This is a genomic window from Emcibacter nanhaiensis, from assembly GCF_006385175.1.
GTDB classification, from domain to species: Bacteria; Pseudomonadota; Alphaproteobacteria; order Sphingomonadales; family Emcibacteraceae; genus Emcibacter; species Emcibacter nanhaiensis.
The window spans coordinates 277,646-302,230 of sequence record NZ_VFIY01000018.1 but is presented as its reverse complement, the minus strand read 5'-3'; the positions used below and the strand labels follow the sequence as shown (position 1 = coordinate 302,230).

The 24,585-nt window shown below is 57.1% G+C and carries 25 protein-coding genes; 13 read left to right on the top strand and 12 right to left on the bottom strand.

The genetic code is table 11. The features are described from left to right. Nucleotides 1–56: 56 nt before the first annotated feature. The 3 genes from FIV46_RS15550 to FIV46_RS15540 are packed head-to-tail and all read right to left on the bottom strand — an operon-like array spanning nt 57 to nt 4,944. Nucleotides 57–1,595 (bottom strand): SpoVR family protein, encoded by a 1,539-nt coding sequence (locus FIV46_RS15550; RefSeq protein WP_139941843.1) that lies wholly within the window; start codon nt 1,593–1,595, stop codon nt 57–59. A gap of 1 nt (nt 1,596) precedes the next feature. Further along, nucleotides 1,597–2,949 carry a YeaH/YhbH family protein gene (locus tag FIV46_RS15545; RefSeq protein ID WP_139941842.1) on the bottom strand — a complete coding sequence of 451 codons (1,353 nt, stop codon included), beginning with the start codon at nt 2,947–2,949 and terminating at the stop codon, nt 1,597–1,599. A gap of 48 nt (nt 2,950–2,997) precedes the next feature. Beyond that, the gene (locus FIV46_RS15540; RefSeq protein WP_139941841.1) at nt 2,998–4,944 is read right to left on the bottom strand and encodes a PrkA family serine protein kinase; all 1,947 of its coding nucleotides are present in this window, start codon (nt 4,942–4,944) and stop codon (nt 2,998–3,000) included. Between the two features lie 516 nt (nt 4,945–5,460). Between FIV46_RS15540 and FIV46_RS15535 the strand changes: the two genes are divergently transcribed. Genes FIV46_RS15535 through FIV46_RS15520 form a run of 4 tightly spaced genes read left to right on the top strand, consistent with a single transcriptional unit; the run spans nt 5,461 to nt 8,485 of the window. Continuing rightward, nucleotides 5,461–6,783, top strand: coding sequence for a GntP family permease (locus FIV46_RS15535; RefSeq protein ID WP_139941840.1), 1,323 nt, complete (start codon nt 5,461–5,463; stop codon nt 6,781–6,783). 20 nt (nt 6,784–6,803) lie between these two features. Continuing rightward, a complete protein-coding gene (locus FIV46_RS15530; protein WP_139941839.1) occupies nt 6,804–7,091 on the top strand; it encodes a YdhR family protein in 288 nt (95 codons plus the stop codon). Continuing rightward, nucleotides 7,088–8,068: a glycosyl transferase family protein gene (locus tag FIV46_RS15525; protein ID WP_139941838.1), complete on the top strand. Its 981-nt coding sequence runs from the start codon at nt 7,088–7,090 to the stop codon at nt 8,066–8,068. Before FIV46_RS15530 ends, FIV46_RS15525 begins: the two co-directional genes overlap by 4 nt. Nucleotides 8,069–8,086: 18 nt before the next feature. Next, nucleotides 8,087–8,485 (top strand): VOC family protein, encoded by a 399-nt coding sequence (locus tag FIV46_RS15520; RefSeq protein WP_139941837.1) that lies wholly within the window; start codon nt 8,087–8,089, stop codon nt 8,483–8,485. Here FIV46_RS15520 and FIV46_RS15515 read toward each other — a convergent pair. After that, nucleotides 8,482–9,873: an MATE family efflux transporter gene (locus FIV46_RS15515; RefSeq protein ID WP_181163265.1), complete on the bottom strand. Its 1,392-nt coding sequence runs from the start codon at nt 9,871–9,873 to the stop codon at nt 8,482–8,484. The two genes, FIV46_RS15520 and FIV46_RS15515, sit on opposite strands and share 4 nt — an antisense overlap. 223 nt (nt 9,874–10,096) lie before the next feature. On the opposite strand from FIV46_RS15515, the gene yaaA reads away from it, so the two are divergent. Further along, the gene (gene yaaA, locus FIV46_RS15510; RefSeq protein ID WP_139941835.1) at nt 10,097–10,870 is read left to right on the top strand and encodes a peroxide stress protein YaaA; all 774 of its coding nucleotides are present in this window, start codon (nt 10,097–10,099) and stop codon (nt 10,868–10,870) included. A 10-nt stretch (nt 10,871–10,880) separates the two neighbouring features. Beyond that, nucleotides 10,881–11,642, top strand: coding sequence for a sulfite exporter TauE/SafE family protein (locus FIV46_RS15505; RefSeq protein ID WP_139941834.1), 762 nt, complete (start codon nt 10,881–10,883; stop codon nt 11,640–11,642). A gap of 9 nt (nt 11,643–11,651) precedes the next feature. Here the strand turns inward: FIV46_RS15505 and FIV46_RS15500 are convergent, their stop codons facing one another. Genes FIV46_RS15500 through FIV46_RS15485 form a run of 5 tightly spaced genes read right to left on the bottom strand, consistent with a single transcriptional unit; the run spans nt 11,652 to nt 13,514 of the window. Next, nucleotides 11,652–12,266: a DUF1134 domain-containing protein gene (locus FIV46_RS15500; protein ID WP_139941833.1), complete on the bottom strand. Its 615-nt coding sequence runs from the start codon at nt 12,264–12,266 to the stop codon at nt 11,652–11,654. Nucleotides 12,267–12,279: 13 nt separating this feature from the next. Next, complete coding sequence (locus tag FIV46_RS18430) at nt 12,280–12,474, bottom strand: DUF2842 domain-containing protein (RefSeq protein ID WP_342780450.1); 195 nt, start codon at nt 12,472–12,474, stop codon at nt 12,280–12,282. A 10-nt stretch (nt 12,475–12,484) separates the two neighbouring features. Beyond that, entirely contained in the window at nt 12,485–12,631 is a 147-nt protein-coding gene (locus FIV46_RS18125) for a hypothetical protein (protein WP_181163264.1), read from the bottom strand. Beyond that, entirely contained in the window at nt 12,628–13,071 is a 444-nt protein-coding gene (locus FIV46_RS15490; protein ID WP_139941832.1) for an acyl-CoA thioesterase, read from the bottom strand. The genes FIV46_RS18125 and FIV46_RS15490 overlap by 4 nt, the downstream gene beginning before the upstream one ends. 11 nt (nt 13,072–13,082) lie before the next feature. Further along, the gene (locus FIV46_RS15485; RefSeq protein WP_139941831.1) at nt 13,083–13,514 is read right to left on the bottom strand and encodes an NUDIX hydrolase; all 432 of its coding nucleotides are present in this window, start codon (nt 13,512–13,514) and stop codon (nt 13,083–13,085) included. Nucleotides 13,515–13,588: 74 nt separating this feature from the next. On the opposite strand from FIV46_RS15485, the gene FIV46_RS15480 reads away from it, so the two are divergent. Beyond that, complete coding sequence (locus tag FIV46_RS15480) at nt 13,589–14,365, top strand: SOS response-associated peptidase (protein ID WP_139941830.1); 777 nt, start codon at nt 13,589–13,591, stop codon at nt 14,363–14,365. On the opposite strand, the gene FIV46_RS15475 is transcribed toward FIV46_RS15480, so the two are convergent. The 3 genes from FIV46_RS15475 to FIV46_RS15465 are packed head-to-tail and all read right to left on the bottom strand — an operon-like array spanning nt 14,362 to nt 17,720. Beyond that, a complete protein-coding gene (locus FIV46_RS15475) occupies nt 14,362–15,234 on the bottom strand; it encodes an alpha/beta fold hydrolase (protein ID WP_139941829.1) in 873 nt (290 codons plus the stop codon). The two genes, FIV46_RS15480 and FIV46_RS15475, sit on opposite strands and share 4 nt — an antisense overlap. 33 nt (nt 15,235–15,267) lie before the next feature. Beyond that, entirely contained in the window at nt 15,268–16,698 is a 1,431-nt protein-coding gene (locus FIV46_RS15470; protein WP_139941828.1) for an FAD-binding oxidoreductase, read from the bottom strand. An 11-nt stretch (nt 16,699–16,709) separates the two neighbouring features. After that, nucleotides 16,710–17,720 carry an L-threonylcarbamoyladenylate synthase gene (locus FIV46_RS15465; RefSeq protein ID WP_219846156.1) on the bottom strand — a complete coding sequence of 337 codons (1,011 nt, stop codon included), beginning with the start codon at nt 17,718–17,720 and terminating at the stop codon, nt 16,710–16,712. A gap of 167 nt (nt 17,721–17,887) precedes the next feature. Here FIV46_RS15465 and FIV46_RS15460 point away from each other — a divergent pair, with 167 nt between their 5' ends. From FIV46_RS15460 to FIV46_RS15435, 6 genes are all read left to right on the top strand, one after another. Beyond that, on the top strand, nt 17,888–19,690 hold the full coding sequence (locus FIV46_RS15460; protein ID WP_139941827.1) for an acyl-CoA dehydrogenase C-terminal domain-containing protein: 1,803 nt from the start codon (nt 17,888–17,890) through the stop codon (nt 19,688–19,690). 73 nt (nt 19,691–19,763) lie between these two features. Further along, nucleotides 19,764–20,600 (top strand): SDR family oxidoreductase, encoded by an 837-nt coding sequence (locus FIV46_RS15455; RefSeq protein ID WP_139942271.1) that lies wholly within the window; start codon nt 19,764–19,766, stop codon nt 20,598–20,600. 17 nt (nt 20,601–20,617) lie between these two features. Then, the gene (locus FIV46_RS15450) at nt 20,618–22,324 is read left to right on the top strand and encodes a long-chain-fatty-acid--CoA ligase (protein WP_139941826.1); all 1,707 of its coding nucleotides are present in this window, start codon (nt 20,618–20,620) and stop codon (nt 22,322–22,324) included. Between the two features lie 48 nt (nt 22,325–22,372). After that, a complete protein-coding gene (locus tag FIV46_RS15445) occupies nt 22,373–23,296 on the top strand; it encodes a histone deacetylase family protein (RefSeq protein ID WP_139941825.1) in 924 nt (307 codons plus the stop codon). A gap of 47 nt (nt 23,297–23,343) precedes the next feature. Then, the gene (locus FIV46_RS15440) at nt 23,344–23,607 is read left to right on the top strand and encodes an exodeoxyribonuclease VII small subunit (RefSeq protein WP_219846154.1); all 264 of its coding nucleotides are present in this window, start codon (nt 23,344–23,346) and stop codon (nt 23,605–23,607) included. A 36-nt stretch (nt 23,608–23,643) separates the two neighbouring features. Next, complete coding sequence (locus FIV46_RS15435) at nt 23,644–24,549, top strand: polyprenyl synthetase family protein (RefSeq protein WP_139941824.1); 906 nt, start codon at nt 23,644–23,646, stop codon at nt 24,547–24,549. Nucleotides 24,550–24,585 lie beyond the last annotated feature (36 nt).

Here is a 24,585-nt window from a genome sequence, read left to right as displayed (position 1 = left end):
GGTTCAGAAGAAAAGGCAGCCGTTTGGCTGCCTTTTTTATTGTGAAGCAGGCACTCTCAGCCGCAGGTTTCCTGCATCACCTCGCCGGTGATCGGGTCAACGCTTTTCAGGACAACATCATAGCCCCACAGGCGGCGCAGATGGGCCAGCACCTGCTCCGTTTCCTTCTGCGACAGGGGGATATGGTTGTTCATGCTGTGAGTCAGGGTCAGCTTGCGGTCGCCGGCCATATCCACCCGGCTGACCTGGATATCCAGATCCATATTGGCGACTGAATATTGCGCCGACAGGGCCTCGCGCACCGCCTTGTAGCCGGAAGCATTGTGGATATGGTCCACTTCGATGAAGGGCTGGTTGCTGTCGTCATGGATGTTGAACAGCCGCATTTCCCGCATCAGGTGGGGGCTCAGATACTGCAGGATGAAGCTTTCGTCCCGGAAGTTCGCCCAGGCGTGCTTGAGGGTCTCCATGGGTTTGTTGTTGCCGGCGATGTCGGGGAACCATTCCCGGTCCTCATCGGTGGGGTTTTCGCAGATGCGCTGGATGTCCTGCATCATATTGAAGCCCAGGGCATAGGGGTTGATGCCGGAGAAATAGGGACTGTCAAAGGACGGCTGGGCCACCACGCGGGTATGGAAATCGATAAATTCCAGCATGGCGCCTTCCGTGATTTGTCCGGTTTCATAGAGACGGTTCATCAGATGGTAATGCACATAACAGGCGCAGCCCTCGTTCATCATCTTGGTCTGACGCTGGGGGTAGAAATACTGGGCGATGGAGCGCACGATACGCAGGATTTCCGATTGCCAGTGGCCCAGGACCGGGCTGTTTTTCTCGAGGAAATACAGTATGTTGGATTCAGGGATGCCCATCTTGGTGGCCACTGCCTTTTCCATGCCGTCGAGTTCTTCCCCGCTTTTGTCTTTCATGTCCGGAATCGTGCGCCACAGGTCATTGAACTGGGACTGTTCATATTCCAGCCGGGCCAGCTCCCGTTCCTGCATTTTCTTGTCATCGAGCTTGACCGGCCGGGTATAGCGGTCGACGCCCTGGTCCTGGAGCGTATGGGCGGAATCGAGGATTTTTTCCACCTCGCGGTAGCCGTAACGCTCTTCGCACTTGGCGATGTAGTTCTTGGCAAACTGCAGGTAGTCCAGAATGGCGCTGGCATCGGTCCATTGCTGGAACAGATGGTTGTTCTTGAAGAAATGATTGTGACCGAAGGCGGCGTGGGCCATCACCAGGGCCTGCATGGTCATGGAGTTTTCCTCCATGATATAGCAGATACAGGGATCGGAATTGATCACGATCTCATAGGCCAGCCCCTGGTATCCCTTCTGGTACATGGTCTGGTCGCGAATGAAGCTTTTGCCAAAAGACCAGTGGTTGTACATCATCGGCATGCCGATGGAGCTGTAGGCATCCAGCATCTGTTCCGAGGTAATGACTTCCACCTGGGTGGGATAGACATCCAGGCCCATTTCATTGAGCGCGATATCCTCAATGGCCCGAAACGTCCTGTCGACGGTTTCAAAGTCCCATTCTGCGCCTTCATAGAGAGGGGTTGCCGCGGTTTTCTTCTTCTTTGCGCCCATGTTATACGGCCTCCTGTGTCTGACTCGCGCGTGATCTTCCGGTGCTTTCCTTGTCCTTGGCAAACAGGTCATGCAGGACGGGGAAGATGTCCGCGGCCTTGGTCACGCGCCGGATGGCAAAATTGCGGTTCTTCTTCTGCACCTCGTCATAGGCCTGCCACAGTCGCGTGGTGCCGTTGGCACCCATGAACATTTCCGACTCTTCCCGGTCCCAGATTTCCACATAGGCGAAATACTGGCACAGCGGCAGCAGCCGCTCCTGCAGCATATACTGGCAATGGGCATTATCGCTGTTCAGGTTGTCGCCGTCGGAGGCCTGGGCGGCATAAATGTTCCAGTCGTCGGGCGGATACCGCTCCTTGATGATATTTTCCATCACTTCTAGGGCGGTCGACACGATGGTGCCGCCGGTTTCCCGGGAATAGAAGAAGGTTTCCTCATCCACTTCGCTGGCGTGGTGGGTGTGGCGGATAAAGACAATATCCACCTTGCTGTATTGCTTTTTCAGGAACAGATGCAGCAGCATGAAGAAGCGCTTGGCCAGTTCCTTGTGCATTTCGCTCATGGAGCCGGAGACGTCCATCAGGCAGAACATCACCGCATGGGTGTTGGGCTTCTGCTCTTCGGTGAAGCTGGTATAGCGCACGTCGATCGGATCGATATAGGGCACCAGCTTGCGCCGGCGTTTCTTTACCTCCAGCTGACCGGACAGATATTCAAGCTCTTTTTTATCCTTTTCGCTCTTGCGTTTCTTGGCGTGCAGGGCGGTGATTTTTTCTTCCAGCTCGTCAATTTCCTCCTGACTTGGGCGCTTCAGGGTCAGGCGCCGCGCCAGGCTGTTGCGCATGGTCAGCTTCAGGTTCAGGTTGGCGGGCGACCCTTCCCGTTTGTGGCCGGCCCGGTGGAATTCGGTGACCATTTCTTCCTTGATGGAGGTTTTGACGAAATCGGGCAGTTCCATATCCTCGAACAGGATGTTAAGGAATTCATCCCGGGTGAGGGAGAAGCTGAAGGCATCTTCGCCTTCGCCGTCCTCGCTGGCTTCGCTGCCGCCTTCGCCCTGGCCGCCACCCTGTTCGGGGCGTTTGATGCGGTCGCCGGGCATGAATTCCTTGTTTCCCGGCAGGACCCGGTCATGGATACCCTTGCTTTTGTCCCCGACCAGGCGGGGCTGGTCAAGTCCCTCGGAGGGAATGCGAATTTGTTCTGACGAATCTATATCTGAAATTTTCCGGTTTTTGACCGCGTCGTCGACAGCTTTCTTGATCTGCTTCCTGGCGCGCTGGATAAATCTTTGCCGGTTGGTGAGGCTTTTACCCTTGGGGTTCAGCCTTCTGTCGATTATGTGCATCATACGCGATTTTACTCCTTAAAGGGACAATGACGGGGAGGGGGCGGGATATTATCCCGCCTTGTTGACCCGCATGTACCACTCCACAAGCCTGTGAACCTGACGCTCGCTGTAGCCGCGATCCTTCATGCGTTCGACAAATTCATGGTGTTTGTGTTCGGTGTCCTTGTCCTTCTTGCTGCCGAAGCTGATCACCGGCAGCAGGTCCTCGACCTTGCTGAACATGCGTTTCTCGATCACGGAGCGCAGTTTCTCGTAGGACGTCCATTTCGGATTCTGCCCGGCGTTGTTGGCCCGGGCCCGCAGGGCGAATTTGACCACCTCATTGCGGAAATCCTTCGGATTGGAGATGCCGGCCGGTTTTTCAATCTTGCTCAGTTCCTGATCCAGGATCTTGGTGTCGAGCAACTGGCCGGTGTCCGGATCCTTGAAGTCATGGCCTTCGATCCAGGCGTCCGCATAGGAAATATAGCGGTCAAACAGGTTCTGGCCGTAGTCGCTGTAGGATTCCAGATAGGCTTTCTGGATTTCATTGCCGATGAATTCCGCATAGCGCGGGGCCAGTTCGCCCTTGATGAATTCGAGATATTTCTTCTCGGTATCCTCGGGCAGCTGCTCGCGGAGCAGGGCTTTTTCCAGCACATACATCAGGTGGACCGGATCGGCGCCCACTTCCTTGGTGTCATAGTTGAAGGTTTCGGCCAGGATCTTGAAGGCGAAACGGGTGGAAATCCCGTTCATGCCTTCATCCACGCCGGCCATATCCTTGTACTCCTGCATCGGCTTGGCCTTGGGATCCACATCCTTGAGGTTTTCGCCGTTGTAGACCCGCATTTTGGAATAGAGGTTGGAGTTTTCATGTTCGCGCAGGCGGGACAGCACGCTGAACTGCGCCAGCATGTCCAGGGTTCCCCGGGCACAGTGGCTGGTATTCAGGTCCGAATTGGCAAGAAGCTTGTCATAAATTTTGGCCTCTTCATCCACGCGCAGGCAATAGGGTACCTTGATCACATAGACGCGGTCGATGAACGCTTCGTTGTTCTTGTTGTTCTTGAAGCTCTGCCATTCCGCCTCGTTGGAGTGGGCCAGGATGGTGCCTTGGTAGGGAATGGCGCCCAGGTTTTCCGTGCCCACATAGTTGCCTTCCTGGGTGGCGGTCAGCAGCGGATGCAGCATTTTGATCGGCGCCTTGAACATTTCCACAAATTCCAGGATCCCCTGGGTGGTGCGGTTCAGGCCGCCTGAATAGCTGTAGGCGTCGCTGTCGTTCTGGCTGAAATATTCCAGCTTGCGGATATCGACCTTGCCGACCAGGGTGGAGATGTCCTGGTTGTTTTCGTCGCCCGGCTCGGTTTTGGAGATGCCGATCTGGCGCAATTTGGACGGAAAGATTTTCACGACAGAGAATTTGCTGAGATCACCCTCGAACTGGTCCAGCCGTTTCAAAGCCCAGGGAGACATCAGCCCGGTCAGCCGGTGACGGGGGATCTTATACTTCTCTTCGAAGAGATCGCCCATGCGTTCCGGGTCAAACAGGCCAAGCGGGGATTCAAAGATCGGGCTGATCTCATCACCGGCTTTCAGCACATAGATGGGGCATTTTTCCATCAGGGTCTTGAGCTGTTCGGCGAGGGAGGATTTGCCGCCGCCGACTGGTCCCAGCAGATAGAGGACCTGTTTGCGTTCCTCCAGGCCCTGGGAGGCATGTTTGAAGAAGCCGACGATTCTCTCGATGGTTTCTTCCATGCCATAGAAATTTTCGAAGCCCTTGTACCTCTTGATGGTACGGTTCATGAAAATCCGGCCGAGGCGCTCGTCCCTGGAGGTATCGATCAGCTCGGGCTCTCCGATGGCGTGGATCATCCTTTCCGCTGAACTGGCATACATCATGGGATCTTCGGCGCAACCGTGCAGGTATTCCCGCAGGGACATCTCAGTTTCCTTGCGATTTTCATACTGGTTTGAGTAAAGATCAAAAAGGTCTGTTTCGTTCGTCATCGTGGCAACTCCAGGCTTTGGTTTAGTACAGGACCGGCCGGATTTGCGGGTTACGAACAGGCTTTGATTAATAGTGGCCTCGTTCCATTTCCGACCGTGTCGTCAGAAGGAAGCAATGCCGTGGCGCGACTGCCAGTGTTTTAGTATCTGGGGCGCCGTGCCGGTGGCACAACTTCCCTCCCAAATTCTGATTCCGGTTATTAACTTTCCGGGTACAGAGAAAACTGGTTTTATAAGTCTTTGAAAAAGATACTAAAAAATAATGGCCGACTTGAGGTTATGGTTAATTATCCCCTAAATAGATTAACGAGTGGTTTACAGCGCGACCTACACGGAAACAATTTCGTTAATAAAAACACTATGTCATGAACCTTGGATTAATGCATCTGGATAATTTAAAAAGATTAGCTTGCAATTGGTGAAAATGTTTGATGCAGGAGCGAACACGTCATAGTTTTAAAGTCTTATAAAATTGATATGGTGCGTATTTAAGTAATTCCAAGGGGAGGAACAATAATGTTGAGTATGGCAGGCCTGGTCGGTGGATTGATTCTCCTGATTTTCCTGACAATCCGCGGGATGAATATTTTGATTGCGGCGCCGCTGTGTGCGCTGCTGGTAGCGCTGACCAGCGGCATTGCCATCCTGCCGCCAATGGCCGAGGGGGGGCAGGCCAGCTTTACCGTGGATTACATGACCGGTTTCGCCGGTTTCCTCAAGGACTGGTTTATCGTCTTCCTGCTCGGCGCCATGTTCGGTAAGGTCATGGAGGATTCGGGGGCGGCGGATAGTGTCGCCCACTGGGTTGTGCAGAAACTCGGCATGAGGCATGCCGCGCTGGCGGTGATCCTGGCCTGCGCTATCCTGACCTACGGCGGGGTCAGTGTCTTTGTCGTGGCCTTCTCGGTGTTTCCCATGGCGCTCAGCCTGTTCAAGGAAGCCAACCTGCCGCGCCGGTTTATCCCGGCGGCGCTGGCGTTCGGCTCGGTGACCTTTACCATGACCAGCGCCGGATCGGTGGAAATCCAGAACTTCCTGCCGACCAGCTATCTCGGCACCAACCATTTTGCGGGCTGGCAGGTCAGCATCGTCGTTGCGCTGTTCATGGCGACGGTCGGCATTTTCTGGTTTGAAAAAATGATGGCCCGGGCCCAAGCCAACGGCGAGGTCTTTGACGTGCGTGAAGGCGATCCGGAAGAAAAAAATTATGATGTGCTGCCCAATCCGATGCTCGGCTTTGTCCCGCTGGCGGTGGTGCTGGGCACCAGTTTTTATTTCAGCGTGATCCTGGACTTTGGCAAGTCGGCGCTGGTGGTCGCCCTGCTGGGCGGATTGCTGTCCGGCATCCTGATTTACCGCAAGCATTTTAAAAACCTGGGGGCGGCTTTGTCGGTGGCGACCCTGGGCGCCCTGATTGCCATCAGCAACACCTGTGCGGTGGTCGGGTTCGGCAGCATCGCCAAACTGACGCCGGCCTTCCAGGTAGCGCTGGACTATATGACCCATCTGCCGGGCAATGAACTGATTGGCGCCGCAGTGGCCGTCAGTGTGATTGCGGCCCTGACCGGATCGGCGTCAGGCGGGCAGGCTATTGCCCTGCCGTTGCTGGCGCCGCATTATCTGGCCGAGGGGGTGGACCCGGAGGCCCTGCACCGCGTGGTGGCCATTTCTTCCGGCGGGCTCGACAGCCTGCCGCACAATGGCTATGTGGTGACCACCATCAGGGCAATCTGCGGCGAGACCCATCAGTCCGCCTACCTGCCGGTGGCGGCCCTGACCGTGGTGATTCCCTTTGTCGGGGCAATCCTGGCGATTGTCCTGTTTCTGCTGGGGCTGTAAACTAAACAGGAGATAAGTCCATGTTTATCCATATTGTCCGCTTTGAATCGGAACTATCCTACGACGAGGTGCTTTCCGTGGCGAAGGAACGCAATCCGGCTTTCGAGACCGTGCCGGGACTCCTGCAAAAATATTATGTGGCGATGGAACAGCCCAACACCTATGGCGGGATATACGTGTGGGAAACAAAGGAGGCCCAGGCGGCCTACCGGAACTCCGATTTGTTTTCCACGGTTGCCGCAGCCTACAAAGTAAAGGGCAGCCCCAGCGTGGAAGTCATGGACTGTCTGTTTCCGCTCCGCTCATGAATAAATATTCCGAATTTATCCGCATCCTCGGGCGTGGCCCGACCAAGTCCCGGCACCTGACCCGGGAGGAGGCGCGGGAGGCCTTTGCCGGCGCGCTGAGCGGGGACATGGCGGATCTGCAGATTGGGGCGCTGCTTTTGCTGTTGCGCTACCGGAGCGAGGATGCGGCGGAACTGGCGGGGATCGTCGAGGCAATCCGTGACAGCCTGGAGATGGCGGCCATTACCGAGTATCAGGACCTGATCGACTGGCCGAGCTATTCGGCGGGCAAGAGCCGCGGCCTGCCCTGGTTCCTGCTGGCGGCCAAACTGCTGGCGGAAAACGGCCACAAAGTGTTTATGCACGGCTATAACAGCCATCTGGAGAACGGCATTCCCACCGAGGACTGTCTTGCGGCAATTGACGAGGGTGCCTGCATTAATCTGGCCGAGGCCTCCGAGAAGCTGTCACTGGATAACTTTGCCTTCCTGCCGCTCCGGAATTTCTGCCCCCGCATCCTCGAATTCCTGCAGATGCGCAATCTGCTCGGCGTGCGCAGCATCATCAACACCGCGGTGCGGCTGATCAATCCATTGCATGCCGATACCCTGTTCCTCGGCATCTTCCATCCGCCCTATATCAACCTCAACCGGGAAGCGGCTCTGTTGCTGGAACAGCCGCGCCTTGGCGTGATCAAGGGCGGCGGCGGGGAGGCGGAGCGCACCCCGTTCAAACCGATATCCCTGTTTACCGTGATCGACGGGACCGAAGAAAAATCCAGCTGGCCGGCTTCGCTGAAGGAACATGAACAGACGGACCGTATCGTCTCGCTCGATCATTTCCGGGATGTCTGGTATGGTAAGGCCGAAGATTCCGTCGCTTTCAGGACCATTCTGGGCACCGCCGCCCAGGCCCTCTACCTGAAAGGGGTGGCGCGGGATGTCCCGGAAGCTGAAGTATTGGCGCGCACCTACTGGGAAAAACATCTTTCATCCTAAAGCAGGAAGGAGACAGCTATGGCGCGCATTGTCGGACCCGGCGGGTTCTTTTTCAAAGTCAGGGACAGGGAAAAGCTCAAGGACTGGTACAGCCGCCATCTGGGCTTTGAATTTGATGATTATGACAGTGTGAGATTTCCGGTTTACGAAAATATCGACAATCCCCGTGAGGCCTATCTCCTCCTGTCCATGTTTCCCCGGGACACGGACTATTGCGGGCCTCACCACGACTTTATGTTCAATTTCCGGGTCGACGACCTGGACCGTGTGGTGGCCGAACTGGAGGCCGAGGGGGTGGAGGTCCTGCCCGAGCGGATCGACGAATCCTATGGCAAATTCGCCTGGATCCTGGACCCGGAGGGGCACAAGATCGAGCTGTGGGAGCCGCCCGTCAAGGCGGCTCTGGCGGAGGATTAGCCGGAAACCTGAGTGGCGGGCCGGGGTTCGGGGCGAAGGTCACGCACCGTTTTCATCACCCAGAAAAAGGACACTGCACCGGCAACAATGTTACAGGCGCTGGTGATGCCGTAAATCACCGGCAGGTCATAATACATGGACGCGAAATAAATGATCGGCAGCGGCAGCACGACTGTGCGCAGGGTACTGACAATCACCCCGGGCAGGGGACGTCCGATGCCGTTAAACGAGGCGTTGGCGGACATGACGAATCCATAGGCGCCGTAAGAGACCGGAATCAGATAGAGGTAGGCCACGGCTTTTTCGATGATATAGGGATCGTCACTGAACTGGCCGGCCAGGAAATTGGCGAGCAAAGCAATGGTCACGGCCAGCACTGCCCCCCAGGCGAGGCAAAAGGCGAGGACTGTTTTCAGCGCTTCCTCAATCCGGTCAAACTTGTGGGCGGCCAGGTTCTGCCCGACCACAGGGCCGATCACCGCGGACAGGGAGAAGAAAAACACCAGGCAGAGGGATTCAATTCGCGCGGCCACATTGGTGGCGGCGACGGCATTCTGGCCGTAGCCGGAGATAATGCCGATCAGGACCACGTTTCCGGCCGGGATAATCATATTGGTGGCCGCGGCGGGAACCGCCACCTGCAGGATACTGCGGGCGGCCTCCCTGAATCTTTCCAGGATAGCCCGTGAAAATTCTATGGCTTCAAACCGGTAGTAGAGCACCCCGTAGATGGCAAAGAAAACGCCGCCGCGGGCAATCGCCGTGGCCAGCGCTGCGCCCTGGATTTCCAGGCGTGGAAAGCCGAACCAGCCGAAAATAAAGATCGGGTCCAGAATCACATTGGCGATGGCGGCGGCAATATTGATTTTGGTCTGGGTCATGGTGTCGCCCATGGCCCGCATGGCCGCCATGCCGACGATCGGGGCAATGACGAAAATGCTGGAGATGTACCAGATCACGATATAGTCCCGGATCAGCGGCAGGATGGCCTCATTGGCGCCGATCAGGGTGAACAGCGGATTGATTGTGATCAGGCCGATCAGGCTCAGTCCCAATGAGATCAGCAGGGTCAGATAGAAGCTGGAGGTGGAGAGACAGACAATAGCGTCATGATCCTTGCGACCGGACGCACGAGCCAGGACGGACGACGTCCCGGCGCTAAGGCCGATGCAGGCGGAGATCAGCAGCATGGTAACGCTGGTCACATAACCCATCGCGGCAAGTTCGTTGTCCCCCAGCATGCCGACGAAATAGAGGTCCACCAGACCGTAGGCCATATTGGCCAGCAATCCGATTACCAGCGGCAGGGTCATTCTGATCAGATGGCTGGGGATTGATCCCGTGGTCAGGTCGTGATGCGGTCTTCTCGAACCTTTGGTTTTTGTCATAATTCTCTTTTTCCGGCGGTATTTGTCACCCCGATGCGCCATGGTCAGGATAAAAGCATGCTTTTGTTCATATAGCCAGTCACTAAACGGTGAAAGGACATTTTTTTCAAGTAAAAGAACTGCATGACCACTATGCAGTCGGAGGAAGGTTTAAATTCTGAAAATTTGCCTATATAAGGGATTAGATCATTTATTTGAAGAATTACAGGAAACGGAGCAGGGCATGCTGGTCATTGTATCACCCGCAAAAAAACTGGATTACGAAACTGACGTCAGCGTAAAAAGCTGGAGCGAGCCGGAGTATCTGGACGACAGCCTGGAACTGATCGAGACCGCGCGCAAGCTGACCCGCAATGATATTGCCGGCCTGATGAAAATCAGCGACCAGCTGGCTGACCTCAATTATCATCGTTTTCATGATTTCTCCATTCCCTTCACTCCGGCCAACGCCCGTCCCGCCATTTTCGCTTTCAAGGGCGATACCTACGTGGGACTTGATGCGGAAACCCTGAGTGAGGAGGACCTTGCCTATGCCCAGGATCACCTGCGCATCCTGTCCGGGCTCTATGGCCTGCTGCGGCCGATGGACCTGATGCAGGCTTATCGCCTGGAGATGGGCAGCCGGCTCTCCAACCCGCGCGGCCGCAATCTCTATGAATTCTGGGGCGACACCCTGGCGGAAGGAATCAACGAGGCACTGGAGGGTGAAAAGGAACCGGTGCTGGTCAATTGCGCCTCCAACGAATATTTCAAGGCGGTCAAGCCCAAGGCGCTCAAGGCCCAGGTGATCACCCCGGTGTTCAAACAGGTCAAGGACGGTCACGCCCGCTCGCTCGGCATGATGGCAAAACGGGCTCGTGGCATGATGGCCCGCTATATCATCCAGAACCGGATCGAGGATCCGGCAAAGCTGAAAGAGTTTGATATGGACGGCTATAAATTCCAGCCGACCCTGTCCGATCACGAAACTTTCGAATTCCACAAGATAACCGGGTAAGTCCCGGGGAATGGTCGACAGCCTGTGGTTTTTCGCCCTCGCCGCACCGCTGGTCTTGATGACTGGGGTGTCCAAAGGCGGTTTCGCCAGCGGGCTGGGCAGTATAACCGTGCCGCTGATGTCGCTGTTGATCGATCCGCGTCAGGCGGCGGCGATCATGTTGCCGATCCTGTGCATCATGGACCTGCTGGCGCTGTGGCAGTTCCGCAAGATCTGGGACACGGAAGCCTTGAAGTCCATGATCCCCGGGGCTCTGCTCGGCATCGGCATCGGCACGGCAACCTTCCATCTGATGAATGTGGACATGATGCGCCTGATGGTTGGCGTGATGGCGCTCTATTTCGTGCTCAATTTCTGGTACGGCAAGGTACGCAAGCGGGATTTGGTCGCCAAACCGCACAATGCCGCCAAGGGCGGCTTTTTCGGCATGCTGTCCGGCTTCACCAGTTTCGTCGCCCATGCCGGCGGGCCGCCGGTGGCGCTGTACCTGCTGCCTCTGAAACTGGATAAGACCCTGCTGGTGGGCACTTCGGTGGTGTTCTTTACCGTGGTCAACTACACCAAGCTGATCCCCTATACCTGGCTCGGACAACTGACCCTCGGCAATCTGACAACCTCTTTGATCCTGCTGCCGCTGGCGCCGCTCGGCATCTGGCTTGGCGGCTGGCTGCACTATCATGCCTCCGACCGGATGTTTTACATCTTTTTCTATGGGGTTCTGTTCGTGGTGGGGCTGAGGTTGACGGCGGAGGGCCTGATGGCCCTCCTGTGAAGATTATTCCTAGAACGGAAGCCAGGTCCGGTCCTTGGTCATGTTCATGTACCCCAGGTTGGCTCCGGCGCGTAGTCCGACACCGACACGGATCGGCGCGATAATGATATCGCCGCGCTGCTGGTAGTTCATGCCCAGGCCGCCGATATAATAAAAGCTGCCTTCAATGGCGGGGAAGCGCTGGTAGACTTCCTGGACGTCGTAAAGGTTATAAACCAGGGCAAACACCCGCGAGGCGTTGCCGCCCACATCCAATCCGATGGAGGGGCCGGTCCAGTAGATGCGGCTGTCGCCTTCCACCTTGTGGGACAGGGTGCCGTCGCCATAGCGTAGGCCGACCACCAGCGCGCCGCTGCCTTCGGTGCCGATGATATAGGCGTTGGGGCGGCCGTGGTCCTTGAAGGCTTTTTCAATCAATTTGGCCAAGGCCTCGGAACCGCCGCCAAGAAAGTCGGAGGCGGCATTCATGATGCTCTTTTCGTCATAGGTATTGGCATAGTTGGTGCCGTCCTGGTCCTGGCGGTATTTGCTGCCGTCCACAGGTTCGTCACCCTGGCCGCTACTGGCGCAGCCGGCAAGGAATAAGCCACTGATCACGAGAAATAGATTAAGAACTTTTGACATAACTTCCCCTGTTTTATGTGCTGGTCTTCTTAAGCACCCAGTATGCAGGAAATATCCAGACGATACCTGCAATCAAATAACAGATCAACTGGAGCACAATATGTTCGGCGAAAAAGGCCTCAATAAGGCGTGTGACCACAAGCGCGTATATGGCGAGGCCAATCAGAATGGCCATAATGCCGGCGAATTTCTTGAAGGATGGATACATGAACAGGAAACTACATTAAATTGACAAGTTTGAACAGCCAGATCATCAGGTGGATGACGCCATAGGCGGTGAGCCCGAACAGGGTGGCGATGCCGATCAGGCGCAAATGAACCTTGAGGGAGCCGAGAAATCTCTGTGATTTCGACGTTTCCGTCATTCCGCCGCCTCCGCCAGGACCCGTTCCAGGGCGGCGCGGATCGGGGCCGGAATCGGGCTCGGGCGTTCGCTCTCCCGATTGACAAACACATGGGTGAAGGTGCCGTGGGCGCTGGCCGTCTCTTCGTCGCCCCGGAAGATGCCGATGCCATAGGTGACCGAGCTGTTGCCGATTTTCAGGACCCGGAAACCACCGCTGAGCTGGTCGGGGAAGGCAATGCCCTTGAGGTAATTGCACTGGGAATGAACCACATAGCCGATCACCTCGGCATTATGAATGTCAAATCCGCCTTCGCGGATCAGGAAGCTGTTGGCGATGGTGTCGAAATAGGAATAATAGTTCACATTGTTCACATGGCCGAAAATATCATTGTCCATCCAGCGGGTCGGAACCGGGATGAACCATTTGTAGCTGCTTTTCTGTTCCGGTGAATTTTCCATCTGAAGTCCTCTTACTGTCCGGCAATTCTTTTGGCTTTTTCGATGATGTCTGTGGTGTCATCCCACAGGTTATAGCGATCAAGCTCGGCAAGGGGAACCCATCTGGCATCCGCGGCGTCATCGCCGGGGCAAAGCTCGCCGCCCGCATAGTCGGCAGTATAGTCGATCAGGGTGTAGTGGTGCCGGACATGACCTTTATCGTCGCGGTCGATCAGGTCCAGGGCGTCGACCAGTTGCAGGTTCGCGAATGAAATGCCGGTTTCCTCGAGGACTTCCCGGGCAGCGGTTTCCGGCAGGGTTTCCCCTACATCCTGGCCTCCGCCGGGGATTGACCACTGGCCCAGCTTCGGCGGCTTGCCGCGTTTGATCAGCAATACGCTGTCATCCCTGAACACAACGACACCGACGGCCACAAATGGCCGGTCCGGATAATCCCTTTTCATTCTTTACGTCTCCTGTATGTTGGGACTATTGGAAATAATCGACTGTTTGGCAAGGATAAATACGGGGATTATTCATGTGCGGAAGATATTCGCTGGCCAGCGAAGCCTATAAGAAATTCCTCGAGTATATGGGGCTTACCGACAAGACCCCGGCCGGTGAACCCCGGGTGCCCTCCCGCTTCAATATTGCTCCCCTGCAGCCGATCCCGGTGATCCGGCTTTCGGGATCGGACAAGGACCAGGCGATTTTGCCCGATGCGCCCCTGCCACCCAAGGAAGTGGCGCTGATGCGCTGGGGCCTGGTACCGAACTGGGCCAGGGAACTGCAGAAGGGCAAGCCGCTGATCAACGCCCGCAGCGAGACCATTGCCGACAAGCCGTCATTTCGCAGTCCGTTCCGCCGCCGCCGCTGCCTGGTGCCGGCGGATGGCTTTTACGAATGGAAACGCAGCAAGGCGTCGGTCAAAGCCTCGCCGGTGCCCTATCACATCTGTCTGCCCGACCACGAGCCTTTTGCCTTTGCCGGGATCTGGGAAATCTGGATGGGGCCGCATGGGGACGACTGGCTGGAAAGCGTCAGTATCGTCACCAAACCGGCCACGGGGAAAATCCGCGACATTCATGACCGTATGCCGGTGATGCCTCATCCCGATGACTATGACCTGTGGCTCCGGCCGTCCGATCCGCCGGACCGGCATATCTTCGACAAACTGTCGACGGCTCTGGAAGACCGGCTCGACTATTACCGGGTGTCGCCCTATGTCAACAGCGCCCGCCATGATGGCCCCGCCTGCCGGGAACCGGCTACCGGCCGGGAAGAGGACGACAAGGGCCAGTTCGGCTTGTTCTAGCCGTCAATTTTTCCGAGAAAATCCCTAATGGCTGTAACGCTCTGATCTTCACGCAGGTCTGGTGTATGGCCGCGGTGGGCAATGGTGACGCCGGTGAAGGTCGGATGAAGGTCGCTCATTTTTTTCACGGTCTCGGCGGACAGGATATCGCTCATGGCGCCGTGCAGGCACAGAATCGGAATGGCGGCGAGAGATTCGAACAGCGGCCACATGTCCTCCGGGACGGCTGCTTCCTGGCTTTCCCGCACCGCGGTCCCCACATGGGGGTCATAGTCGGCGACCAGGGTGCCGTCTTGCTGTTCCCGGAAGGTATTGTTGGCAAATTTCAGCCAATCGTCCTGGGTGTAGTCGGAAAAATTCTCGATGTTCATGGTTTTCAGGATGTTGGCGGCCTGATCCCAGCTGCGGACGGTGGCGGTTTTCCCGACATAGGTCCAGATGCGGTCGATGCCCGTCTGTTCGATAACCGGTCCCACGTCATTGAGGACAATGGCCCTGACGCGCTCCGGCTGAACCGCAGCCATGCCCATGCCGACCAGCCCCCCCATCGACGTGCCGACGACCACTACTGTGGGAAGTCCAATATGATCCATCAATTCAAACATGTCGGCCACATAGACGGGAATCTGGTAGTTATGATATTCCGGATCATAGTCCGATTGCCCCCGGCCGCGCACATCCATGCTGATTACAGGGCGGTCCTGTTGCATCAAGCTGGCAAAGTCATGGAAATCCTTTGAATTTCGTGTAATCCCGTGGATGCAGAGCAACGGCGTTTTGGTGCTGTTGCTGTTTTCATAGACCCGGTAATAAAGACTGAGACCATCACGCGAGGTATAACGGTCTTCCCTGTAGTTTTGCTCACTCATATCCCTTACTGCCTCTGTATTAGGGTTACTTTTTTAATCGTTCTGGACAATCCGTCCCGGATTAAGAATATTTGCCGGGTCCAGTGTCTTTTTCAGTTTACGCATCAGGTCAAGGGCGAGGGGCGACTTATAACGGGTCAGCTCCTCCACCTTGAGCCGGCCGATGCCGTGCTCGGCGCTGATGCTGCCGTCCAGTCCGTGCACAATGTCATGGACGATCTTGTTCACCTCTTCCCAGCGGTCGAGATAGGCGGCCTTGTCGGCGCCTTCCGGCTGGGTCAGGTTGAAATGGATATTGCCGTCGCCGATATGGCCGAACGGCACCGGCCGGATGCCGGGAATGGCCTGCTCCACTGCGGCGGTGGCTTTTTCCAGGAATTCCGGAATCTTGGAAACCGGCACGGAAATATCATGCTTGATGCTGCCGCCTTCGAACTTCTGCACTTCCGACAGGTTTTCCCGGAGCGCCCACAGATTGTCACGCTGCTGTTCGCTGCTGGCGATCACCCCGTCCAGCACCAGCTCCTGTTCCATTGCGGTTTCCATGATCTGCTGGAACAGGTTTTCCAGGTCGAGGTGCAACCGGTCCAGCGACGATGAACATTCCATCAGGATGTGCCAGTCATAGGCTGTTTCCATGGGGTCCGTGGCGTCCATATGCCGGACCAGGAAGTCCAGACCGATGCGGGGAATGATTTCGAAGGCGGTAACCAGGTCGCCGCTCATTTTCCGGGCCAGGGTCAAAAGCTCGATCGCCGCCTGCGGCGACGGAATGGCCAGCAGCGCCGTCTGCGTGTTGAGCGGCCGGGGATAGAGTTTCAGGGTGGCGGCGGTGACGATGCCCAGCGTGCCTTCGGAGCCGATGAACAGCTGTTTCAGGTCGTACCCGGTATTGTCTTTCCGGAGCCCGGTCAGGCCGTCCCACAGTTGGCCGTCCGGCAGCACCACTTCCAGTCCCAGCACCAGATCGCGCATGTTGCCGTATTTCAGCACGCCGACGCCGCCGGCATTGCTGGAAATATTGCCGCCCACCTGGCAGGTGCCTTCGGAGGCGAGGCTGAGCGGAAAATAAAGGTCCATCTCCTCGGCCATGGCCTGCAGGTCGGCGAGAATGACGCCGGCCTCGACGGTGATGGTCTGGTTCAGCGGATCGCGGAGCCGCACCTTGTTGAGGCGTTTGAGGCTGATCAGGATCTCGTTGCCGCTGTCATCGGGCAGGCCGCCGCCGACCAGGCCGGTATTTCCACCCTGGGGAACCAGGGGGAGGCGGTTGTCATGGCAGTATTTCACCAGGGCGGCCACTTTTTCCGAACTGTCGGGCAACAGTAACAGGGGGGTCTTGCCCTGATAAAGGTCGCGCCACTCCACAAGGTGAGGGGCCAGCACGTCGGGATCATCCGACCAGCCGCCGGCGCCGGCGATACTTTTGAGATTATCCAGATGGTTTTGGTCAGGCTTTGTCATGTCGGTTTCTTTCAGGCTTCTTCCTCGTCCGGTCGCGGCGCCGCCGCCCGCTCCAGGCGGTCGTTGATGGCCAGGCCGAGGCCCTGCATCGGGATCGGCATCACGGCAATTCTGGCAATACCCAGTTCATCCAGTTCCCGCATCAGGGAAAACAGGCTGGCGGCCGCTTCGGTCAGACTGCCGTTGGGGCTGAGGTTGCGGGTGATGACGCCGTCCTTCGGGACAGCGCGGCCAAAGGCCAGCAACGCCTCGCCCGGCTCTGCGTGGGTGGCATTCAGCCGCAGCCGGGCCCTTGGCGCATAATGGCTCTTGAGCTGCCCGGGGGCAACCGGATTGTCTGCATTCTTCACCAGCCGGACCGGCAGGCCGGCGACCAGTTCGATTTCCCTGGGGGTGACGGTGCCGGGCCTGAGCAGCAGGACTTCCTGTCCGGAGACCTGGACGATGGTCGATTCCAGGCCCTCTTCACAGGGGCCGCCATCGAGGATCAGGGGCACTTCCTCGGGCGTGAATTCGCGGGCGACATGTTCGGCGGTGGTCGGGCTGACCCGGCCGGACTTATTGGCGCTGGGGGCGGCGATGGCGCCGCCGAATGTCTGCAGGAGTTCCCGGGCCATGTGGTGGCGGGGTACGCGGATCGCCACCGTATCAAGGCCGGCCGAGACCAGCGGGCTTAAAGGACAGTCTTCTTTTCGCGGCAGGACCAGGGTAAAGGGGCCGGGCCAGAATTTTTCCGCCAGCCGGCGCGATGTTTCATCCAGGAATACGTAATTTTCGGCTGTTTCAAGGTCGGGCACATGCACGATCAGGGGGTTGAAATTCGGCCGGTTCTTGGTTGCAAAGATGGTGGCAACTGCCTCGCCGTTGCAGGCATCTGCGCCCAGGCCATATACGGTCTCTGTCGGAAAGGACACCAGTTTTCCCTGTCGCAGATATTTGGCGGCCAGGGTGTAATTCACGGAATTAGCGCTGAAGACATTCTTGTAATTCATAGCCGTCTGGTTGTCCTGCGGTGACGACACGTAAAACACTTGTTTTAAACGTGCGAGTCATGTAAGTTGAATTTCAAACGATTGTTTGAATGTTTTCCTATGTGAACAAGATTAAAAAACACAGGGTTCTTAACACGAACAAAATCATAGTGCCATAGGCGTCAAACAGCAATCAGACAAGTTTAGGAGAAGAAGAGTTGGCCGAGTATGTAGCCCCGACCCGGGAAATTCGTTTTGTTCTGGATCACGTGATCGATATGGCCGAGCTGCTGAAGCTTGAGCCCTTTCAGGAAGTCAGTGATGACCTGGTCCAGGCCGTTCTGGAAGAGGGCGGTAAATTTTCGTCGGAGAAAATCTCCCCGCTTTATGCTGTCGGCGACCGGCAAGGCAGTGTGCTGGCCGATGACGGGGTGAAAACGCCGGACGGCTTCAAGGACGCCTACCAGGCTTATGTGGAAAACGGCTGGAACGGGATTTGCGGTCCCGTCGAATATGGCGGACAGGGCATGCCGCAGGTGCTGGGCACGGCGGTGCAGGAAATGATGGCCAGTGCCAACCAGGCCTTTACCCTCTGTCCGATTCTCGGCCAGGGCGCCGTTGAGGCCCTGGAAGCGCACGGCACCGAAGAGCAACAGAAAACCTATATGGAAAAGCTGGTGTCCGGCGAATGGACCGGAACCATGAATCTGACCGAACCCCAGGCAGGGTCCGATGTGGGCGCGCTCCGGACCAGGGCGGACCCCCAGGCCGACGGCACTTACCGGATCAGCGGCCAGAAGATTTTCATCAGCTGGGGTGAACATGACATGGCTGAGAACATCATTCATCTGGTGTTGGCCCGCACCCCCGGCTCGCCGGAGGGAACCAAGGGAATCAGCCTGTTTATTGTGCCGAAATATCTGATCAACGAGGATGGCAGCCTCGGCGAGAAAAATGATCTCAGGGCGGTATCACTGGAACATAAGATGGGAATCCACGCCAGTCCGACCTGTGTCATGTCCTACGGGGACAATGGAAATTGTGTGGGCTACCTGATCGGCGGGGAGAACCAGGGCATGCGCTGCATGTTCACCATGATGAACAATGCGCGGCTCAATGTGGGGATCCTTGGCCTGTGCGCTGCGGAGCGGGGCTGGCAGATGGCGCTGGACTATGCCAGGGACCGGCGCCAGGGCAAGGCCATCGGCTCCACAAGCGAAGGCAAAAGCCCGATTATTGAGCACGCAGACGTACGCCGTATGCTGATGACCATCAAATCCACAACCGAAGCCGTGCGGGCGATCATTTATCTCAATGCCCTGGCGCTGGATATGGGACGACATCATCCTGACGGGGAGGTCCGTCGCAAATATCGCGGCCTGGCCGACCTGCTGACGCCGATCAGCAAGGCCTACGGGACCGACCTTGGTGTGGAGAATTCCTCCCTTGCCGTGCAGGTGTTTGGCGGGATGGGCTACATCGAGGAAACCGGCATCGCCCAGGTGTTCCGGGATGCCCGCATTCATCCCATTTACGAAGGCACCAACGGCATCCAGGCGATGGACCTGGTCGGACGCAAGCTGGCCATGGACGGGGGCGAGCACTGGCAGGCCTTCCTCGGTATGACTGAAGATTTCATTGCCGCCATGCCGGAAATCGGCGAACTGGCCCAATATCGTGAAAACCTGTCCAGGATCACGGCCGATTGCCGTGAGTCTGCGGAATGGCTGTTAGCACAGCAGAAACAGAATATGCGCGATGTGGCGGCCGGCTCCGTGCCGTTCCTGCGCCTGATGAGCATGGTCGTGGGCGGCTACCTGATGGCCAAAGCGGCGGTCGCCGCCCAGACCCGGCTGGAATCGGGCACCGGAAACGGAGACGAAGACTTCCTCAGGGCGAAAATCGCTACCGTCCGGTTTTACGGCGAACAGGTCATGCCGACGGCTTTCGGGCTGAAGGAGATGGTTATGGGCGGAGACAGTCTGTTTTATGCTATTGAGGATGACCATATGGCGCTATAATTCCGAATATGGTGATTTAAAGGGGCATACAACATCAAATCAAACACCGGGATGATAAAAAGGGAGTATGACGGTGGGAGACCTGAAAGGAAAAACACTGTTTATCACCGGCGGCAGCCGGGGAATCGGGCTGGCCATCGCCAAGCGGGCGGCGGCCGACGGTGCCAATGTGACCATTGCCGCCAAATCCACGGAACCGCATCCGAAGCTGGAAGGGACCATCTATACCGCAGCCGAAGAAATCGAACAGGCCGGCGGCACGGCTCTGCCGCTGGCGGTTGATATCCGGGATGAAGGACTGGTCAGTGATGCCGTAGCCAAAACCGTGGATACCTTCGGCGGTATCGATATCCTGATCAATAACGCCAGCGCCATTTCCCTGACGCCGACCCTGCATACAGAGATGAAGCGTTATGACCTGATGCACCAGATCAATACCCGCGGCACGTTCATGGTGTCCAAGGCCTGCATTCCCCATCTGAAAAAGGCGGAAAATCCCCATGTGCTGAATCTGTCGCCGCCGCTGAATATGGAGGCCAAGTGGTTTGCGCCGCATGTGGCCTATACCATGGCAAAATTCGGCATGAGCATGTGCGTCCTGGGCATGGCGGAGGAATTCAGGCGGGACGGCATCGCCTTCAACGCGCTCTGGCCCCGGACGGCTATCGCCACGGCCGCGGTGAAAAACCTGCTGGGCGGGGATACCGCCATCCGCGGCAGCCGGAAACCGGAAATCATGGCTGACGCCGCCCATATTATCCTGACCCGCGACAGCCGGGAATTTACCGGCAATTTCTGTGTGGATGATGAACTGTTGGCGTCGGAAGGAATGACGGACCTGAGCAGCTATGCGGTGGATCCCGATGCCGGGCTGCTGCCGGACTTTTTTGTAGAACCTGTTTCGGAGTAGGGGGGGAAGCTAATATTATGTCAGAGCATCTGTGGTTGAATAGTTATCCGTCCAATGCGGACTGGCACAAGAAGTTTGACGGCGCGCCGCTGTTCAAGGTGGTTGATGATTCTGTCGCGGCCTTTGGCGACAAAGTGGCCCTCGAATTCCTGGGCAGGGAAATCACCTATGGCGAACTTGGCGAGATGATTGACCGGATGACGGCGGGCCTGCAGTCCATCGGCGTCAAGAAAGGCATCCATGTCGGCATTTTCATGCCCAACTGTCCGCAGTTCGTCATTACCTATTTCGCGATCCTCAAGGCTGGTGGCACTGTCGTCAATTACAGTCCGCTCTATTCCGTACCGGAACTGATGAAGCAGGTGGAAGATTCGGAAACTGATGTCATGGTCACCCTCAATCTGGCCGCCCTCTATCCACAGATCCGCAAGGTTGCGGAACAGAGTCGGCTGAAAAAACTGGTGGTCAGCGGATTTGACTGGGGGCTTCCTTTCCCCAAGAATATCCTGTTCAGGCTGTTCAAGAAAAGCATGGTCGCTCCGGTGGTGAAAGACGAATATCATGTCGATTTTGCCGATCTGGTCAAATGCGTCGAACCGCGCCAGCCGGTGGAGATCAACCCGGATGAGGATGTGGCGGTCCTGCAATATACCGGCGGCACGACCGGCGTGCCCAAAGGGGCCATGCTGACCCATTCCAATATTTACCTGAATGTGGAACAGATGGTGGAATGGACCCACAATATTGAAATGGGCAACGAAGTAACGCCCGGGTTCCTGCCGTTTTTCCATGTTTTCGCCATGACCGTGGTGATGGTGCTCGGCGTGCGGACCGGCGCCCGCATCCCGATCCTGCCCAAGTTCGAACTGGAAGAGGCCGTCAAGCTGATGCGCCGGGAACGTCCGACCATGTTTGCTGGGGTTCCGACCATGTACACCGCGATGCTGAGCATGGGCAGCGGCAAGGAAATCGGCCTTGACCGGGTGAAGAATACCATGAGCGGCGGGGCCCCGCTGCCGATGGAGCTGGCCAGGTCCTTCAGGGAAAAAATGGGCGTCACCGTGACCGAAGGGTATGGCCTGACGGAAGCGTCGCCGGTGGTCTGTACAAACCGCTACGACCAGCCCAGCGTGATCGGCTCGATCGGTTTGCCGCTGCCGGGCACGGAAATCATCATCGTCGACCGGGAAGACCACACCAAGGAAATGCCGGTCGGGGAAGCGGGGGAAATCTGCGTGCGCGGCCCCCAGGTGATGAAAGGCTACTGGAAACGTCCCGACGCCACTGCTGAAGTGCTGATTGACGGTCATATGCTGCGGACCGGCGATGTGGGCTATATGGCTGACGACGGCTATACCTATATCATCGACCGGGATAAGGACCTGATCCTGGTCGGCGGCTTCAATGTGTTCCCGCGGGTGGTGGAAGAGGCCATCATGCAGCACCCGGCGGTCAAGGAGGTTACCGTGATCGGTATTCCTGACGATTATCGTGGCGAATCCCCCAAGGCTTTTGTAACATTGGTTCATCCGGACGAAGACCTGACGGAGGCCAAGCTGCTGACGTTCCTCAAGGAACGCCTCGGCAAGCATGAAATTCCCTCCGCTGTCGAATTCCGGGACGAATTGCCCAAGACCATGATTGGAAAATTGTCCAAGAAAGAGCTTGTGGCGGAGGAAAAAGCCAAATACGAGGCTCGGAAGCAGCAGAAGCGGGCAGGATAATCAAAATCCGCCGGCGCTGGAGAAAAGGGCCGGACGGGAATTCTGCATATGTCGACTGGATTGTTTTTTCACCCTGATTGCCTGGACCATCAGATGCCGCCGGGACATCCGGAATGTGTGGACCGTCTGAATGTGATCCTGTCGGCTCTGGAAGCGACAAAATTCTCCGCCCTGAAAAGATTCGAGGCGCCGCTGGCGGATCGCGACCGGATCGAACTGGTCCACACCAGGGCCTATGTCGACCATATCTATGAGAGCAGTCCCGAGGAAGGCAGGACCATGCTGGATGCGGACACCAGCATGTCGCCCGGCTCCCTGGCTGCGGCGCGTCGGGCGGTCGGCGGCGCCTGTGATGCGGTGGACAAAATCATGGCCGGCGAGATCGACAATGCCTTTTGCGCCCTCAGGCCGCCGGGGCACCATGCCGAACCCAATCAGGCCATGGGATTTTGTTTATTCAACTCCATCGCCATTGCGGCGGTTTATGCCCATAAACAACTTTTCCAGCACCGGGTTGCGGTGATTGATTTCGATGTCCATCACGGCAACGGAACCCAGACGGTAGCACAACGGACCAAGGGGATGCTCTATGCCTCTTCGCATCAGTCGCCGCTTTATCCCGGAACCGGTCAGGTCCAGGACGACGGGCTCGGGGTAATTGTCAACGCGCCGCTGGCGGCGGGCAGCGGTTCCAAAGCCTTCCGCCATGCCTATGAGGAGCGGATTTTCCCGGCCCTGCGTGACTTCAAACCGGATTTTATGTTTATTTCGGCGGGATTTGACGGTCACGGCCAGGACCCGCTGGCGGACCTGATGCTGACGGAAGACGATTATTACTGGGTGACCAGTGAGCTGAAGGAAATTGCCCGGGAATATTGTCATGGGCGGCTTGTATCCTGCCTGGAAGGGGGGTATAACCTGTCGGTTCTCGGAGAATGTGCGGCGGCCCATGTTTCGGCCCTGATGGATTAGGCATCAGGAGCGGTATCGGACAGGGGGTCTGACAACAGGAGTTTAGATTGGCGGACAAGAGCGAAAAGATGGAACTGCCCGAAGATATCAGGGCGATGAATTTTGAAGATGCCCTTTCGGCGCTGGAACAGATTGTGCAAAACCTGGAAAGCGGCGATGTCTCGCTGGAAAATTCCATCGAAATCTATACCCGCGGCACCCAGTTGCGCCAGCATTGCGACGAGAAGCTCAAGGATGCCAGCGAGCGGATTGAAAAAATCACCCGCCAGCAAAGCGGTGCCCTGGCAACGGAACCGCTGGATGTGGAATAAGATCCCGTCCGGTTGTCTTAATTATCATACAGGTTCATGACCATGAACGCAGATACGTCTCTTGCCCGCTTGGCCCTCAAGGAAACAGCGGAGTCCCTGGAAAAACAGCTGACCAAACTTCTGCCCAAGGCGGACGGCCTGGAAGCACGGGTGGTCGAGGCCATGGACTACGCCCTGATGGCCGGCGGCAAGCGTCTTCGCCCCTTTCTGGTGATGCAGGGGGCAAAGCTGTTCAGCGTGTCCGAGCAGGCGGCCCTGCAGGTGGCGGCGGCGGTGGAATGCGCCCACACCTATTCCCTGATCCATGACGACCTGCCGTGTATGGATGACGACGACATGCGCCGGGGACAACCGTCCGTGCATAAAAAGTTCGACGAGGCCACGGCGGTTCTGGCCGGCGACGCCCTGCTGACGCTGGCGTTCGAGATCCTCGCTGATGAAAAGACCCATGCGGACCCGCGGGTGCGGTGCGAGCTGGTGGCGGCCTTTGCCAGGGCGCTCGGCGCCCAGGGTATGGTGGGTGGCCAGATGTTCGACCTGGCGGCGGAGAACCGCGACCTGGACCAGTTCAGCATCACCCGTATGCAGAATATGAAAACCGGCGCGCTGATTGTTTTTTCCTGCGAAGCCGGCGCCATCCTCGGCAAGGCTGACGGTCGCCGCAGGCATGCCCTGAAAGGCTATGCTCATGACCTGGGGCTGGCGTTCCAGATTGTCGATGATCTTCTGGACAAGGAGGGCGACTCGGAGGAGCTCGGTAAGACCGCCGGCAAGGACGAAGATGCCGGCAAAGCGACCCTTGTCTCGCTCCTCGGTGTGGAACGGGCGCGGACACAGGCTGAAATGTTGATCGCGCAGGCGATCGAGCATCTTGAAATATTTGCGGAGAAGGCCGATGTTTTGCGCTCAATGGCGCATTTTGTTATACATCGCGCCAGTTAGGGTATAAAGATAGATAAAACCATTCGGCAACGGATG